The sequence below is a fragment of the Candidatus Electronema sp. JC genome (assembly GCF_048287365.2).
Taxonomy (GTDB): Bacteria; Desulfobacterota; Desulfobulbia; order Desulfobulbales; family Desulfobulbaceae; genus Electronema.
The window spans coordinates 1-13,877 of record NZ_JBLWEM020000037.1; the positions used below are offsets into that span (position 1 = coordinate 1).

Genomic DNA, 13,877 nt, shown 5'->3' on the forward strand with positions numbered 1-13,877 from the left:
CTTCAGTTCGGCCTCCAAAGCGGCGGCCTTGTCCTGCGCGGCCTTGAGCTGTTCCGCTCCGGCCTGCAAGTCAGCTATCTGCGCCTCCAGTCCGGCAGACTTCTCCTTGAGCTGGGCCAGCTCCGCCGCCTGCGCCTGAGCTGCCGCCAGTTCGCCTTCCAAGGCGGTCAGCCTGTTTTGCGCCGCTGTCAAATTATCCTGCAAGGTCTTTTTGTTGGCCACTTCGGCTTCCAATGTGGCAACCTGCTCCTGCGCCGCCTGCACTTTTTCCTGAATCGTTTGCAGCTCTGCCAGCTGGCTTTCCTGCGCCGCCGCCTTTTCGCGGAGCGCGGTCAGCTCTTTTTCCGTTTCTGCGGCCTTGGCTTGGAGTTCAGCGAGCTTGCCGCCCGCCTCTTCAGCGGTTTTGGCGGCTTCAGCCAGTGCGGCAGTCTTCGCCTCCAGCTCTTTCGCTGTGGCCGCCTGCTGCTCCTGCGCCGCTGTCAGTTCGCCCGCCGCTTTTTCTTTTTCCGCCGCGAGCGCGGCAAGCTGGCTGTTCAATTCCTCAGCCTGCTTGCTCTTGTCGGCGACTTCGGCTTGCAGCTTCTCATTCTCAGCCTGAAGCACTGTCAACTCCTCGCCCTTGCCGCTCAAACCCTGCTCCAGCTCTTTTTCCTTGGCGGAAGTCGCTGCCAGAGACTCCTCCGCCTTGGCCAGCGCGGTCTTGATCTCGGCAAGCTGCTGCTCCAGCCCGGCGGCAGCGGCAGTCTTTTCCTCCAGCTGCTTGGCGAGCTGCTGCGCCTCCTGCTCCTGCACAGTTTTCGCCTCGGTCAGCCCGGCGAGCTGCGTGACCAGCTCTTTGCCATTGGCCTCATTCTCAGCAAGCTGCTGCTGCGCCGCCTCAAGCTGCGCCTGCTTCTCGTCAAGCTGGCCTTGCAGCGCGGCGATCCGCTCCTCCGACGGCGCATACTGCTGCTCCTTCTGCCTGCCGTACTGGAGCATGGCCTCAGCTTTGAGCTGCGCGGCTTTCAGCTCCTGCTCCAGCGCGGCAATCCGGGCGGCGCTTTCCACCAGCATGGCCTGCTGATTGTCGAGCTTGCCCTGCTGCTCGTCCAGCAAAGCCTGCTTGCCGCCGTATTCCTGATTGACCGCCGCCGCATTTTTCTCCGCCGCTGCTTTGGCCACCTCGCTCTTCTGCAAGGCGGTCTGCAACTCCATGACTCTGGCCTGAGCAGTCTGCGCCTTGCCGTTCACTTGAGCCAGCTCGGCCTCTTTGGCGGCCAGCTGGGCGGTCAGCTTTTTCGCCTCGTCAGCCAGCTTGGCGCGTTCAGCGGCGGTCTGCCCCAGCTCCTTCTGAACTGTCTTCAGCTTGGCCAGCTCAGCCTCTTTGGCGGCCAGCAGGGCAGTCATTTTTTTCGCCTCATCAGCAAGTTTGGCCCGTTCAGCGGCAGTCTGCTCCAGCTCCTTCTGAACTGTTTTCAACTTGGCCAGCTCGGCTTCTTTGGCTGCCAGTTGGGCGGCTGTCTTGCTTGTTTCCTCAGCCAGCCTGGCGCGGTCAGCGGCAAAACGCTCAATTTCCTTCTGCGCGGCAGCAGCTTGCCGCTGCTGCTGCTCAACCTGCTGCCTCGCCGCAGCCAGCTGCTCCTGCTGCACAGCGATCTGACTTTCCAGCTCGGCCAGCTGCTCCGCCGCCGGAAAAAGTTTCTCCTCCTGCTCCTTGCCGTAATGCAGCAGAGCCTCCGCTTTCAGCTCGGCCTTGCGCTGGGCCTCCTCCAAAGCGGCAGCCTCCTCCTGCGCCGCCGCCAGATCGGCCTCCGCCCGTTCCGCCCGGCGGGCCAGCTCGCCGAGGTGATTGGCAGTTTCAGCCTGCTGCCGCTCCTGCGCGGCGCGGGCTGTGCTCAGCTCATCTGTCAAAGCCTGCCGGGCCTGCTCCTGCTCCGCCGCGCCGCTTCGCACGAGGGTCAGCTCCTGCTGCGTTTCTTCCAGCTGCTGCCGGGCCAGCAGCAGCTCTTCGGCCTTGCCCGCCTGCTCGTCCGCCGCTGCCAGAGACGCCTCGTATTCTGCCTGCACCGCTTCCAGCTCGGCAGTCAGATCCGCCTTGGCCAGTTCCAGCTCTGACGTGCGGTCCTGCATGAGCGCCAGCTCCTCCTGCGCCTGCTCCAGTTCCGCTGTTAAATTGCGTTTCTCCTGCTCCAGATCGGTGATGGAAGCCTGCGCAAGGTCGAGCTTGTCCTCGCTCCGCTTCAGTCTCTCCAGCAGCTGACTGCTGGCTGAGTTCTCATCCTGCGTGAGCGCCTCCACCGCAGCCCGCTCCCGCTCCAAAGCGGCGGCAGTCCGGTCCAGCCGCGCGCCGAGAGCCTCAACCTGCGCCTCATGCTGGGCGGCGGCAGCCTGGGCGCGTTTTGCCTGCCGCTCCAGCTCGCCTTTGAGCTGACGCTGCTGCGCCAGCTCCTTTTGCAGCAGCGCCCGCGACGACTCCAGCTCCTTGCGCAGCCGCCGCGCCTCCTCTGCCGGGCTGTCCGCCGCAGGGGCAGCTGGTTTCGCTTCGGCAGGCTTCTGGTGCTGCACAAGCTGCTGCGGCCCATGATCAGCCGCGTCAGCAGACCTGTTCTTGAGATGGCTGTGATAGCTTGCCAAGGAAATATAGGCCAGAATGCCGGCGGCAATGAGAAGAGCGGTGCCTTTTGATTTCATATCAGAATCCCTCAGTTGCGTTTATTGTGTGAGCAGGTCAGGTCAGGCGGCGGAGAGCTGGAAAGGCCCTCAGGCGGGCTTCAGGATCAGGACAGAAAGCGGCGGCAGGGTCAGCTCCAAGCTGTGCTCGAAGCCGAAAGCCGGTTCCGGCAATGCGCTGACTGCGCCGTTGCTGATGCCGCTGCCCCAGTAGCATTCAAGATCGCTGTTGAGCAGCTCGCGCCACTGGCCGCCTTGGGGCGCGCCGATGCGGTAGTTCTCCCGGACTATCGGGGTGAAGTTGCAGACCGCCAGCAGCGCGTCGCCGCTGTCCTTGGCCCGGCGGATGAAGGAGAAGACCGAGTTGTCCGAGTCATTGGCGTTGATCCACGAGAAGCCCTGCCAGTCGTAGTCGTTCTCATGCAGGGCAGGCTCTTCTTTATATATCCTGTTCAGGTCGCGGACAAAACACTGCATTCCCTGATGATTTGCCGCCTCCAAGGCGCGCCATTCCAAGCCGGTGTCGTGGTTCCACTCCTGCCACTGGCCGAACTCGCAGCCCATAAACAGCAGTTTTTTGCCGGAGTATGTCCACATGAAGCCAAGATAGGCGCGGAGATTGGCGAACTTCTGCCAGTCGTCGCCGGGCATTTTGCTAGCCAGCGCGGACTTGCCATGCACCACTTCGTCGTGCGAGAGCGGCAGGATGAAGTTTTCGTGGAAGGCGTAGAGCATTCCGAAGGTCATCTCGTGGTGATGGAACTTGCGATGAATCGGTTCGTGGCTCATGTAGGAAAGCGTGTCGTGCATCCAGCCCATGTTCCATTTGAGGCTGAAGCCAAGCCCGCCCAGCCATGTCGGCCGCGAGACCATGGGCCATGAGGTGGACTCCTCGGCAATGGTCAGCACGCCGGGGAAAAGACCATGCAGCACCTCGTTGGCCTTGCGCAGGAAGCTGATGGCGGCCAGATTCTCCCTGCCGCCGTGCTCGTTGGGCAGCCACTCGCCTTCTTTGCGCGAGTAATCAAGGTAGAGCATAGAGGCCACCGCGTCTACGCGCAGGCCGTCAATATGGTACTTGTCAATCCAGAACAGGGCGTTGGAGATGAGAAAAGAACGCACCTCGTTCCGCCCGTAATTGAAGATCATCGTGCCCCAGTCCTGATGCTCGCCTTGGCGCGGATCGGCGTGGGCGTAGAGATGCGTGCCGTCGAAGTAATTGAGGCCCGCGCCGTCCTTGGGGAAATGCGCGGGCACCCAGTCGAGGATCACGCCGATGCCGTTCTGATGGCACTGGTCAACGAAATACATGAAGTCCTGCGGCGTGCCAAATCGGCTGGTCGGAGCGAAGAAGCCCAGCACCTGATAGCCCCATGAGCCGTCAAAGGGATACTCGGCAATGGGCAGCAGCTCAATATGCGTGAAGCCCAGCTCTTTGACGTAAGGGATCAGCTCGTCGGCCAGCTCGCGGTAGGTCAGCCAGCGGCTGCCGTATTTCTCGTCAGGCTTGCGCCGCCACGAGCCGAGATGCGCCTCGTAAATGGAAATCGGGCTGTTGAGCGACTGCCGCTGCGCCCGGCTGGCGATCCAGTCGGCATCCTGCCACTGGTAGCTGTCAAGCTGCACAGCCACCGAGCCGGTGGCAGGCCGCAGCTCCATCGCGAAGCCGTAGGGGTCGGACTTGTCAAACTGCTCGTCCCGCTGCGTGGTGATGCGGTATTTATAGACCGTGTGCTCCTTCAGTCCCGGCACGAAAAGGCTCCAGATGCCGGAGTCGCTGGAGTGCATCGGGTGCTGCTGACCGTCCCAGCCGTTGAAGTCGCCGATAAGGCTGACAGCGCGGGCGTTGGGTGCCCAGACAGCAAAGGCTATGCCGGCTTGGCCGTCAAAGGTGACAAGGTGCGCGCCTAATTTCTCGTAGGCCCGCTCGTGCGTGCCTTCGCCGATCAGATATTTGTCAAAGTCACTGAGCCAGCTTGCAGGAACAGGCTGGCCGGGGAAAGATACAGTTTGCGCGCTCATCTGACAGACCTTCAGGCTGACAGCGGCTGTCCAGAGCGGCAAAGCCGCTGAACTGCCGCCGATAAATTGATTATTTCAGAAAACAGGGGACAGTATAGCTGTTCCGGCAAGGCTTGCAACTGCTTTTCCGCCCTGCCCCTGCGGCGGATGTTTTCTTTTTGTACCGTGGATTAAAGCCGTTGTCATGCTTTTTCTGCGGCAGGCCGCATCTTTCACCGGCACAGGCGCAGCACGGCCTCGATGTCCGCCTGCGAATAGTTGTCTAACCGCCAGATGCGGGCCAAGGCATGGGCGTTGGCGGCGATGCGGGGAATGTCGGCCTCTGGGATCTTCAGCTCGGCCAGCGTGACCGGGCAGCCAACGCTGCTGAGCCAGCCGCGCAGGCGCAGCACGGTCTGCTCGGCATCCGCTGCAAGGCCGAAGATCTCTTGGCCAAGACGGGCAATGCGGGCTTCGGACTGCGGCAGCCGCCAGCGCAGCCAAGCAGGCACAACCACAGCCAATCCTGCCCCGTGCGGCACATTGTACAATGCACTGAGAGAATGCTCAATCATGTGCATGGGAAAGGCGGTGCGGCCCAGCCCGGCTCCGGTCAGGCCGTTGAGGGCCAAGGTGGCTGTCCACATCAGGGCGGCGCGGCCGCCGTAATCGCGCGGATCCGCCAGGCAGCGTTCGCAGGAGCGCATGGCATTGCGGATCAGACCCTCCATGAAGTCCATCTGCACCGGCGCGTCCTCGTCCGTGGTGGTCATGTAGAACTCCAGCACATGGGCTATCGCGTCCGCTGCTCCGTAGGCGGTGTAGTCGGGCGGCACAGTGAAGGTCAGCTCCGGGTCGAGGATGGAAGTCTTGGGATAGAGCAGGCGGTGCGTGCAGGCGAACTTCTCCTGCGTCGCCTCATTGGTGATCACCGTGCCCGCGTTCATCTCCGAACCCGTGGCGGCCAGCGTCAGCACCGCAGTGATGGGCAGCGCAGCCTTGACCTCCTGTTTATAGGTGAAGAAGTCCCAGACATCGCCGTCCGCAGGAACGCCTGCGGCCACTGCCTTGGCCGTGTCGATCACCGAGCCGCCGCCCACCGCGACGATCACATCCGCCTGCTGCGCCCGCGCCTTGGCGATGCCCTCCCGCACATGCGAGAGCAGCGGGTTTGAGCTGACTCCGCCATGCTCAATCACGGCCACGCCCGCCTGAGCCAGCGCGGCTGTGACCTGCCCGTGCAGGCCGCTCTTTTTGACGTTCTCGCGGCCATAAATGAGCAGAGCGCGGCGGCAGCCAAGGGCGGCTGTTTCCGGGCCGATCTGCGGCACAGTGCCGCGTCCGAAGATGATCTTGGTCGGATTGTGGAAGATGAAGTTTTGCATGATGGTTCACCAATGCGGCTGATTGCCGATCCGATAGTTCATGACTTCCAGCGTGTCGCTGATGACAACAAAGGCGGCTGGGTCGTGTTTGCGGACGATCCGCTTCAGCTCGCCTATTTCCGTGAAGGCGATCACCGCGTACAGAATATGCTCTTCGGTGCGCTTGTAGCCGCCCGTGCCTTTGACGATGGTCACGCCGCGCCGGATGTCCTTGAGGATTTCATCCGAGATCTCCTGCCACTTCGCTGAGATGATGAAGACCGACTTGCGCTGGCTGAGGCCGGTGACGACGATGCTGACCACCTTGGAGGTGACATAGACCACGATCATGGTGTGCAGCAGCGCCTCAACAGAGTAGTACACGGAAATGAGCAGCAGGACAACGACATTCGTTGTCAGGATGGTGGTGCCGATGCCGATTGAGAAACGTTTCAGCAGCATCACCGAGAGGATGTCCGTGCCGCCCTGCGAGCCGGCGGTGCGCAGGCAGAGGCCCGCGCCGCCGCCGAGCAGCAGCCCGGCCAGCAGGGCGTTCAGGATAGGGTCCTCCAGTTTGAAGTCAATGAAGTTGACAAAGGTCAGGGCCAAGGTCAGCGTCATTGTCCCGGCGATGCTGAAGACGAAGAACCGCCGTCCCACCGCCATCCACGCCAAGGCGAAGAGCGGCACGTTGAGCAGCAGGTAGATCACGCCGACATCCAGGCTGGTCAGCTTGTGGAGAATCAGGGCGATGCCGGTGATGCCGCCGGTGGCGAAGTGCTGCGGAATGAGGATGCCGTTGGTGGCTGTGGCGCAGATGCTGCTGCCGACGCAGAGCAGGAGGAGGTCGGTGATCACCTGCCGAGGGGAATCAAAGAGAGGCTTGGGGCTGCTGGTCATAAGAATGCTGAGGCTGTTGTTCTTGGAATGCCTTCAGCCTACCACAGGCCGCGCTCTTTGGCCAGCTTTGTCCTCAAAACATGCTCTGCCGCAGCCAGAAGATTGCCGCAGTCTGCCCCGGCCATGCAGAACATGACCAAGGGCCGGCGCGTCATCAGGATCAGGCCGACAGCAATCAGGATGTCCTTGGGGAAGAGGAAGCCAGCAGCTCGCCCTCAATATACCGCCTGCGCTTCTGCTCAGTGAGGCGGGCGAGGTCAACCACTACAAGGCCGTCCACGCAGCTGCTGAATTCGGCATCCACGTTGAAGTCCAAGAAGCGGACTCCGCCCGGCTCGCAGAGGGCGGCGTACTGCTTGTACAGGGGCGGAACGCTCACGCCCATGTTCTGGAGCAGATGCTTCAGGCGTTTGAAATCCTCGGCGCAGTCCTTGCCGCTGAACTCCTGCGCCAGCACTGTCTGCGGGCTGGCAAAGACAAAGGGAGTGCGCGAGCATTGCAGCCCGCCGCCGTAGTGGAGCTGGTAGAAGTAGATCAGCAGGTCTTTGGCGGTCTGCGGCATGGCACTGCTGATGGAGACCGGGCCGAAGAGGTGTCGGAACTGCGGATTCTTGGCCAAGAACGCGCCGATGCCGTACCAGAGATAATCCAGGCTGCGCTTGCCCCAGTAGCGAGGCTGGACAAAGCTCCGCCCCAGCTCCAGACCGGAGTCAAGGAACCAGCGGTGCTCCTGGCCGAAATCAAAGAGGCTGTGGGTGTAGAGTCCTTCCAGTCCGCGTCCGGCGATGACGCTGGCCGCATCCGTGAAGCGGTAGGCACCGACTATCTCCAAGTCGTTCTCATCCCAGAGAACAAGGTGCTGGTAATAGCTGTCGAAGCGGTCAATGTCCCGCCGCCTGCCGGTGCCCTCCTCCACGGCCCGGAACGCGGTCTCGCGCAGGCGGCCAATCTCCCGCAGCAGCGGCGAGGACTCCTGCCCGGCGCAGAGGAAGATCAGCTTGCCGTCCGGGGTCTTGCCGAGCAGCTCCGCTTCCTTCAGACACTTCTTCAGGTCGCTGCGGCGTTCCGGCAGGGCGACGGCACTTTCTGTCCGCAGCAGCGGTGCTTTGCCCTTGCCGATGCGGTAGAGGTGCTTCCTGATGAGCTTGACCTTCTTCTCGGCGGCCAAGGGCAGGCTGCGGCAGACTGAATACGGGATGATCTCGCCGACAGTGAACTTCAGCCGCCGCTTCTGCTGGCGGAACATCTCCTGCACCAGCAGGGCGGTGGAGAGCGGCTTCCACAGGGCCGAGGCGGCGTAGAAGCTGACCGAGTTCCTGCCGTCCACATGAACAGGCAGGATCGGGGCCTTGGCCTTTTCAGCGATCTTCAGGAAGCCCTTGCGCCACTTGCCGTCCTTGATGCCGCTCAGGCTGAAGCGCGAGACCTCGCCTGCCGGGAAGACAATTACCGCCTCCTCATGCAGCAGGGCCGCGCTGATCAGGCCAAGCTGCTCCTTGGTGGACGACGTGCCGCCCATGTTGTTGACCGTCAGCAGGCACGGCCCCAGCGGCCTGATCTGGGACAGCAGGCTGTTGGCGACAATGCGGACATCGGAGCGCACCTCGTGAATCAGCTTGAGCAGGGCAAGGCCGTCGAGCGAGCCGATGGGATGGTTGGCGATGATCACCACCCTGCCGCAGGGCGGGATGTTCTCCCGCTCGCGCTGCGAGACCGTGTAGCTGAAGGCGAAATGCTCCAAGGCCTGCTCGACGAAATCCATGCCTTTGAGGTGGGGATACCGGGCGGCGAAGGCGGTGAAGTCGTCCTCGCGCAGCAGGCGGCGGAGCACAGGTCGCACTGCCGGGCCGAGGAAGGGGCTGTTCTGCACAGCCGGATAATGGTCGGACAGCACTTGCTCAACGGTGAACATGGGCGCACCTCTCATTGCTCTGCGGAGTTTGTCTTGGTTCCGTCCAGAAGAGAGGATACCCTGCGCCTGTTACGATTGCGTTATGGTCAGGTGTGAGATGCGCTTGAATGCAAAAACCGGCAGAAGCAGCAGGACGCGCTTCTGCCGGACAGCAGCTTGCAGCCGCTCTTACTCGTAGGTCACAACTAACTGCGCCGCTTTGGTGGAGGAGCCTTCATACGCCTCAGCGGTGCGCTCGCCGGTGCCGGTGATGATGATGGCCATGCCGTTGTTGGCTGACCAGCCGCTGCGGTTGACGATCTCCTGCACGATGTCCTTCAGGTCAGGGGTCTGCTGCCCTGCGCCTGCCTGGCCAACGGTGCTCCAAGCCACTGGCGCCCAAGTTACAGAAGCCGTGGTTGTCGGACGGCTGCTGATGTTGTTCAAGGCTGTAGTGAAGGTGGCCGCATTGTCGGCAGCTTGGCCTTTGATGGTCAGGCTGGTCGTGCCGGAGTTGGTCTCATCCACGGTGAACTGGATGTAGGCGTTGGTGATGGTCGCGCCCTGCGGAATGCCGAGGTTGGCGAAGCGCATCCCCACGTACTGATTGCCGGTGGTGGAGGAGTCATAGACCAGCTCCAGATCAGAGCTGTTCAGCGTCACCACGCCGCCGGTCTGCCGCTGCTCGGCATCGTCGCTGCCCGTTGCCACCCGCGCGGAAACTGTGGTGCTGCCGCCGCCAGCCTCGCCGGTCATGGAGATGGGCGATGAGATAGCCTCGTCGCCGTCCTGCTGCGTGACCTTCACATAATAGTAGTCGCCTGCGGCGGCGGTCACGCTGCCGGTGATGATCGGGTGCGCCTGGTTGGGATTCCACGTCTGCGCCACCGCGCCATTCTTGATCAGCTGCACGGTGGAGAAGACCTCGTTGTTGCCGTCATTGGCCTCAATGCGCAGGGCGTGGGTGCCGGGATCCAGCACTGAACCCATTTCCGCGCTGCTCAGGGTGAAGGAGAGGGTCAGGTTCTTGTCCAGCGTGGAGAACATGCGGCGGGCCTGCATGGCCTCCGTGATCGCGGCGCGGGTCTTGGCGGTGGCCAGCACGGCCAGACGGTAGTCGGTGGCTGTGCCCCACGTGCCGCTGTGGTTGTCGTCGCCGCCAGCCGCGCCGATGTCCCAACCACGAGAAATGGCCTCGTCAAAGAAGCTCTTGCTGCCGTCGTTGGTGTAGTAGCCGTCGTTGTAATAGTAGGTGTCGAAGTCGTCGGCCTTGTTGAACAGCTCCATGCCCACGAACTTGTCTGAAGGCGTGGTGGCAAAATGGTTGAACTCCACACCAGTGCTGTCCTGGCGGCCCGGATGGTTGAAGAAGGCCATGCTGCTGCTGCGGGCGTTGAGCCACGTCACCAGCTCTGAGAAAGTGTTGGTCGCCGAATCAGACGATGTGCAGTAGTCGCTGGTGCCGATCACGGTGACGTGGCCGTAAGTGCTGTGCGACCACTCAAAGCCCCACAGGGCGACAAAGCTGCCGTCGTCATTGTATGCGTCCGCCGTGCTCTTCGTGGTGGTCCACTCGGTGGAGCTGATCTGCTCGGCGTGATCAGCCAGACTGAAGAAGTCCAGTCCGGCAGTGTCCCGCGCATAAGCGTAGGCTTGGGCAGGCGTGCCTGTGCCGTCCGAGACATTGGAGTGGTTGTGCAGATGGCCGTAATAAACGTTGTAGGCTGCTGCCGGGTCAGCGGCAAGACATGCGCCGACACCTGCGAGGATGAACATCCCCAGTTTGCTGTAGCTCTTTTGCATCGCTCGTTCCTCTCCGTGAAGATTGAAGGCTGCCTGATTGCAGCGGCCCTCAATCTAAAAAGGAAACAGCAGGATTTGATGAGCGTTGCGTGAGTTTTTCGCGAGGGACGAGCATCAGCAAAAAACAGCGCCGCCGAGACCATGCCCAATCCCTCAGCTGCCGCCAAACATCCGCTTCCGCAGCCAGAAGGCCGCATTGACCAGCGCGATCATCACCGGCACTTCAATCAGCGGGCCGATGACTGCGGCAAAGGCTGCGCCTGAATTGAGGCCGAAGACCGCCACAGCCACGGCTATGGCCAGCTCAAAGTTGTTGCTGGCGGCAGTGAAGGCCAGGGTGACGGTCTTGCCGTAATCTGCGCCAGCCATGCGCCCCATGAAAAAGGAGACAAAGAACATGATCAGGAAGTAGATCAGCAGCGGCACAGCGATGCGCAGCACATCCAGCGGCAGCGAGACGATCACCTCGCCCTTGAGCGAGAACATGACCACGATGGTGAAGAGCAGGGCGATGAGGGTCAGCGGGCTGATGCGCGGCACAAAGACGCTGTGGTACCAGTCCTTGCCCTTGGCCTTGACTAAGAAGAAGCGGGTGAGGAAGCCTGCGAGGAAGGGGATGCCCAAGTAGATGAACACGCTCTGGGCGATCTCGCCGATGCTGACCGCCACCACGCTGCCGCTCAGGCCGAACCAAGGCGGCAGCACGGTGATGAAGACCCAGGCGTAGGCGCTGTAGAAGAAGACTTGGAACACGCTGTTGAAGGCCACCAGCCCGGCGGCGTACTCGTTGTCGCCCTCGGCCAGCTCATTCCAGACAATGACCATGGCAATGCAGCGGGCCAGGCCGATCAGGATGAGGCCGGTCATGTAGTCGGGATAGTCGCGCAGGAAGATGACAGCGAGGAGGAACATCAGCGCCGGGCCGATGAGCCAGTTCTGGATGAGCGACAGGCCGAGCACCTTCCAGTCGCGGAACACGTCGCCCAGCTCCTCGTAGCGCACCTTGGCCAAGGGCGGGTACATCATCAGGATCAGACCTATGGCAATCGGGATGTTGGTTGTGCCGACAGAGACCGCCTGGTTCAGGGAGGCCACCGCCTTGGGGAAGAGGAAGCCGAGGCCGACTCCGATGCCCATCGCGGTGAAGATCCACAGGGTCAGATAGCGGTCGAGGAAGGATAGCTCCTTGCGTGCTGCCTGGTTCATCGCTGGTCTCCTGTTGTATTGAATCTCTTGCATAAGAGGAGTAAGAATTTCGCAGTTGAGCTATGTCTTCTCGCTGCGATGCACGCAAGGGCGAGACCTTCCGCCCCCGCTTATGTTGCGGCTGGCGCAGAAGGTCTAATTGGTATTCATCACCAGCACATCCACCAGCCGCTCGCAGTAATAATTCAGCATCATGTATATAGCATGGCATATATAGCAGGGCGGCATAGTCGTTGCCAGGACGCTCAAGCTGCTGTCAACGCACGGTTCCTGTCTGCACCTGAACACAGTACAAGTGATGATATTCGGTGCAATACGTGCCATAATCGTTAAACCACCCTGCATCGGTCTTCGTCGCAACTCCATTAGCTCCCCCGGCTGTATATGGTGTTGCATCAGTCCAATTAGTGCAATTAGTGCTTGGGGATTGCTGTGATGTTATTGCTCCGTTGTTATTGATGTAACCCGTCCAAACCCGCGTATCGCCGGTGACAGCACTGCCGCCAGCCGTGAGATTAATCGGTGCCAGATGGCTGGCTGAGAGAAATTCAGCGGTGCTGTTGGCGACAGTCGTGCCGTCAGGACGCACATATTTCAACGTCGGAGGGTTCTTGTTAATCTGGCTGATTGTGCTACCTGGGCTGACAGAATCACTCAAGAAGGCGATATAGGTGCCCTTCAGGTTAGCTGCGCTCGCCTCATTCTGACATATAACATCAGCAGCTGCGAGACCACCTATGGCACCTGTGACAGTACTTGAAGTCACGAAAACCACGCGCGGCTGCCAGTTGGTGCATAGAGCTTCACCTGCGGAGAATCCGTAGACATACTCGCCAGCTGGGCACGTCATATTGGGTACAGTGCGGGGGATAGGCACAACCATCATTCCAGATAGAGCATTGTCTGTGGACATCATCAGCATTGCTGCGCAGAGCACCAGTTTCACTTTTGTCATCTGTTCCACCTTGGTTGATTATTTGTGATGTGCGGCACGTTACAAAAGCACATCATGTTTATCCATCAGCTTTGTTTTGTCCAGACGAGATGTTCTCTATGATCCCATCTTCACCATCAGCACATCCACCAGCCGCCCACTATACCCGCTCCTGATCATCTTCACCAGATCGGCGAAGTTGTTCACTGTGACATTCAGGCTGCTGAGGGCAGAATTGGCAAAGCCCGGCAGCACGTATGCGCCGTTGGCGAGCACCGTCACCGCCGCGCCTGCCTTGCCGCCCTCGCTCATGTCGAGCAAGTTGAAGGCGAGGCTGCCCGCGTGCAGGTCGAGGATGACCTGAATGCGCACCGTCTCGTCCGCGCTCAAGCTGCCGCCGGTGACAGTGACATACGGCGACGCGGCCTTGTCCGTGAGAATGCCGACTTCCGGCGGATTGGGATGACCCAGCTTGGTCACGGTCAGCGGGGTGCGCAGCTTGCGGCGGTAGATGCCGGTGCGCAGAGTGCCGTTTTCGGTGTAATGCGTGGCGATAAAGAGCAGATACTCGTTGTTCCACGGGTCGTTCTGGGCTGGGATGTCCGGCAGCAGGGTGATTGCGGTGTCCGAGACGGAGACAAAGCGGCTCTGCGCCGTCCGTCCGCTGCGGGTGCCTTCGATCACACAGCCTTCATCCGCCGCACCCTGCGTGAAGGAAAGATCGCTGCCGCTGAGACGCAGTGCGCCGCTCGGATTGAGGACATCGCTCAGGCCAAAAACCGTGTCTTCGGCCTGAGCGATGACCGGCAGTTTTTCCTCGAACGGCAGCCGCTCGAAGCGGACGTTGCGCTGCACATCCTCGGTCAAGGCACGGGAGAATATGGCCCGTGCCGCCACCGATTCCTCGGCTGGCGGCAGGGGCGCATCCGGGGAATCCAGCCGTCCGGTCAGGGAAAGGCGGAAGGTGATGGCGTTGTCCAAAGACGATTGGTCGCCGTTGATCAGGTCAATGCGTATCTCCTCAATCAAGGCGGTGATGGTTGTTTTGATGGTCTCTTCGTCCAGAGAGGGGTGTTTCAGGGCAATCCGGGCAGCCAGAACGTCGCTGCCGTTGGTGTTGCGCGCCACA

The 13,877-nt window shown here is 61.2% G+C and carries 9 protein-coding genes; all 9 read right to left on the minus strand.

The window, feature by feature from the left end; translation table 11 throughout:
• On the minus strand, nucleotides 1–2,670 hold a 2,670-nt coding region (locus ACNKH3_RS05905), incomplete at its 3' end, for a hypothetical protein (RefSeq protein WP_420208581.1).
• 69 nt (nucleotides 2,671–2,739) lie between these two features.
• The gene (glgB, locus tag ACNKH3_RS05910) at nucleotides 2,740–4,671 is read right to left on the minus strand and encodes a 1,4-alpha-glucan branching protein GlgB (protein WP_420208582.1); all 1,932 of its coding nucleotides are present in this window, start codon (nucleotides 4,669–4,671) and stop codon (nucleotides 2,740–2,742) included.
• 212 nt (nucleotides 4,672–4,883) lie between these two features.
• Entirely contained in the window at nucleotides 4,884–6,035 is a 1,152-nt protein-coding gene (locus ACNKH3_RS05915) for an iron-containing alcohol dehydrogenase (RefSeq protein ID WP_420208583.1), read from the minus strand.
• Between the two features lie 6 nt (nucleotides 6,036–6,041).
• Nucleotides 6,042–6,914: a YitT family protein gene (locus ACNKH3_RS05920; protein ID WP_420208584.1), complete on the minus strand. Its 873-nt coding sequence runs from the start codon at nucleotides 6,912–6,914 to the stop codon at nucleotides 6,042–6,044.
• Nucleotides 6,915–7,089: 175 nt separating this feature from the next.
• Nucleotides 7,090–8,826: a GNAT family N-acyltransferase gene (locus tag ACNKH3_RS05925; protein WP_420208585.1), complete on the minus strand. Its 1,737-nt coding sequence runs from the start codon at nucleotides 8,824–8,826 to the stop codon at nucleotides 7,090–7,092.
• A 168-nt stretch (nucleotides 8,827–8,994) separates the two neighbouring features.
• Entirely contained in the window at nucleotides 8,995–10,608 is a 1,614-nt protein-coding gene (locus ACNKH3_RS05930; RefSeq protein ID WP_420208586.1) for a CehA/McbA family metallohydrolase, read from the minus strand.
• Nucleotides 10,609–10,761: 153 nt separating this feature from the next.
• Nucleotides 10,762–11,814, minus strand: a complete 1,053-nt coding sequence (gene arsB / locus ACNKH3_RS05935) for an ACR3 family arsenite efflux transporter (protein WP_420208587.1) — start codon at nucleotides 11,812–11,814, stop codon at nucleotides 10,762–10,764.
• A 256-nt stretch (nucleotides 11,815–12,070) separates the two neighbouring features.
• On the minus strand, nucleotides 12,071–12,769 hold the full coding sequence (locus ACNKH3_RS05940) for a DUF1554 domain-containing protein (protein ID WP_420208588.1): 699 nt from the start codon (nucleotides 12,767–12,769) through the stop codon (nucleotides 12,071–12,073).
• A gap of 96 nt (nucleotides 12,770–12,865) precedes the next feature.
• On the minus strand, nucleotides 12,866–13,877 hold a 1,012-nt coding region (locus ACNKH3_RS05945), incomplete at its 5' end, for a hypothetical protein (protein ID WP_420208589.1).

Coding starts and splice junctions, on each gene's coding strand:
- ACNKH3_RS05940 (WP_420208588.1), bottom strand. CDS start 12,769: ATGACAAAAGTGAAACTGGTGCTCTGCGCAGCAATGCTGATGATGTCC.
- glgB (WP_420208582.1), bottom strand. CDS start 4,671: ATGAGCGCGCAAACTGTATCTTTCCCCGGCCAGCCTGTTCCTGCAAGC.
- ACNKH3_RS05925 (WP_420208585.1), bottom strand. CDS start 8,826: ATGTTCACCGTTGAGCAAGTGCTGTCCGACCATTATCCGGCTGTGCAG.
- ACNKH3_RS05920 (WP_420208584.1), bottom strand. CDS start 6,914: ATGACCAGCAGCCCCAAGCCTCTCTTTGATTCCCCTCGGCAGGTGATC.
- ACNKH3_RS05930 (WP_420208586.1), bottom strand. CDS start 10,608: ATGCAAAAGAGCTACAGCAAACTGGGGATGTTCATCCTCGCAGGTGTC.
- arsB (WP_420208587.1), bottom strand. CDS start 11,814: ATGAACCAGGCAGCACGCAAGGAGCTATCCTTCCTCGACCGCTATCTG.
- ACNKH3_RS05915 (WP_420208583.1), bottom strand. CDS start 6,035: ATGCAAAACTTCATCTTCCACAATCCGACCAAGATCATCTTCGGACGC.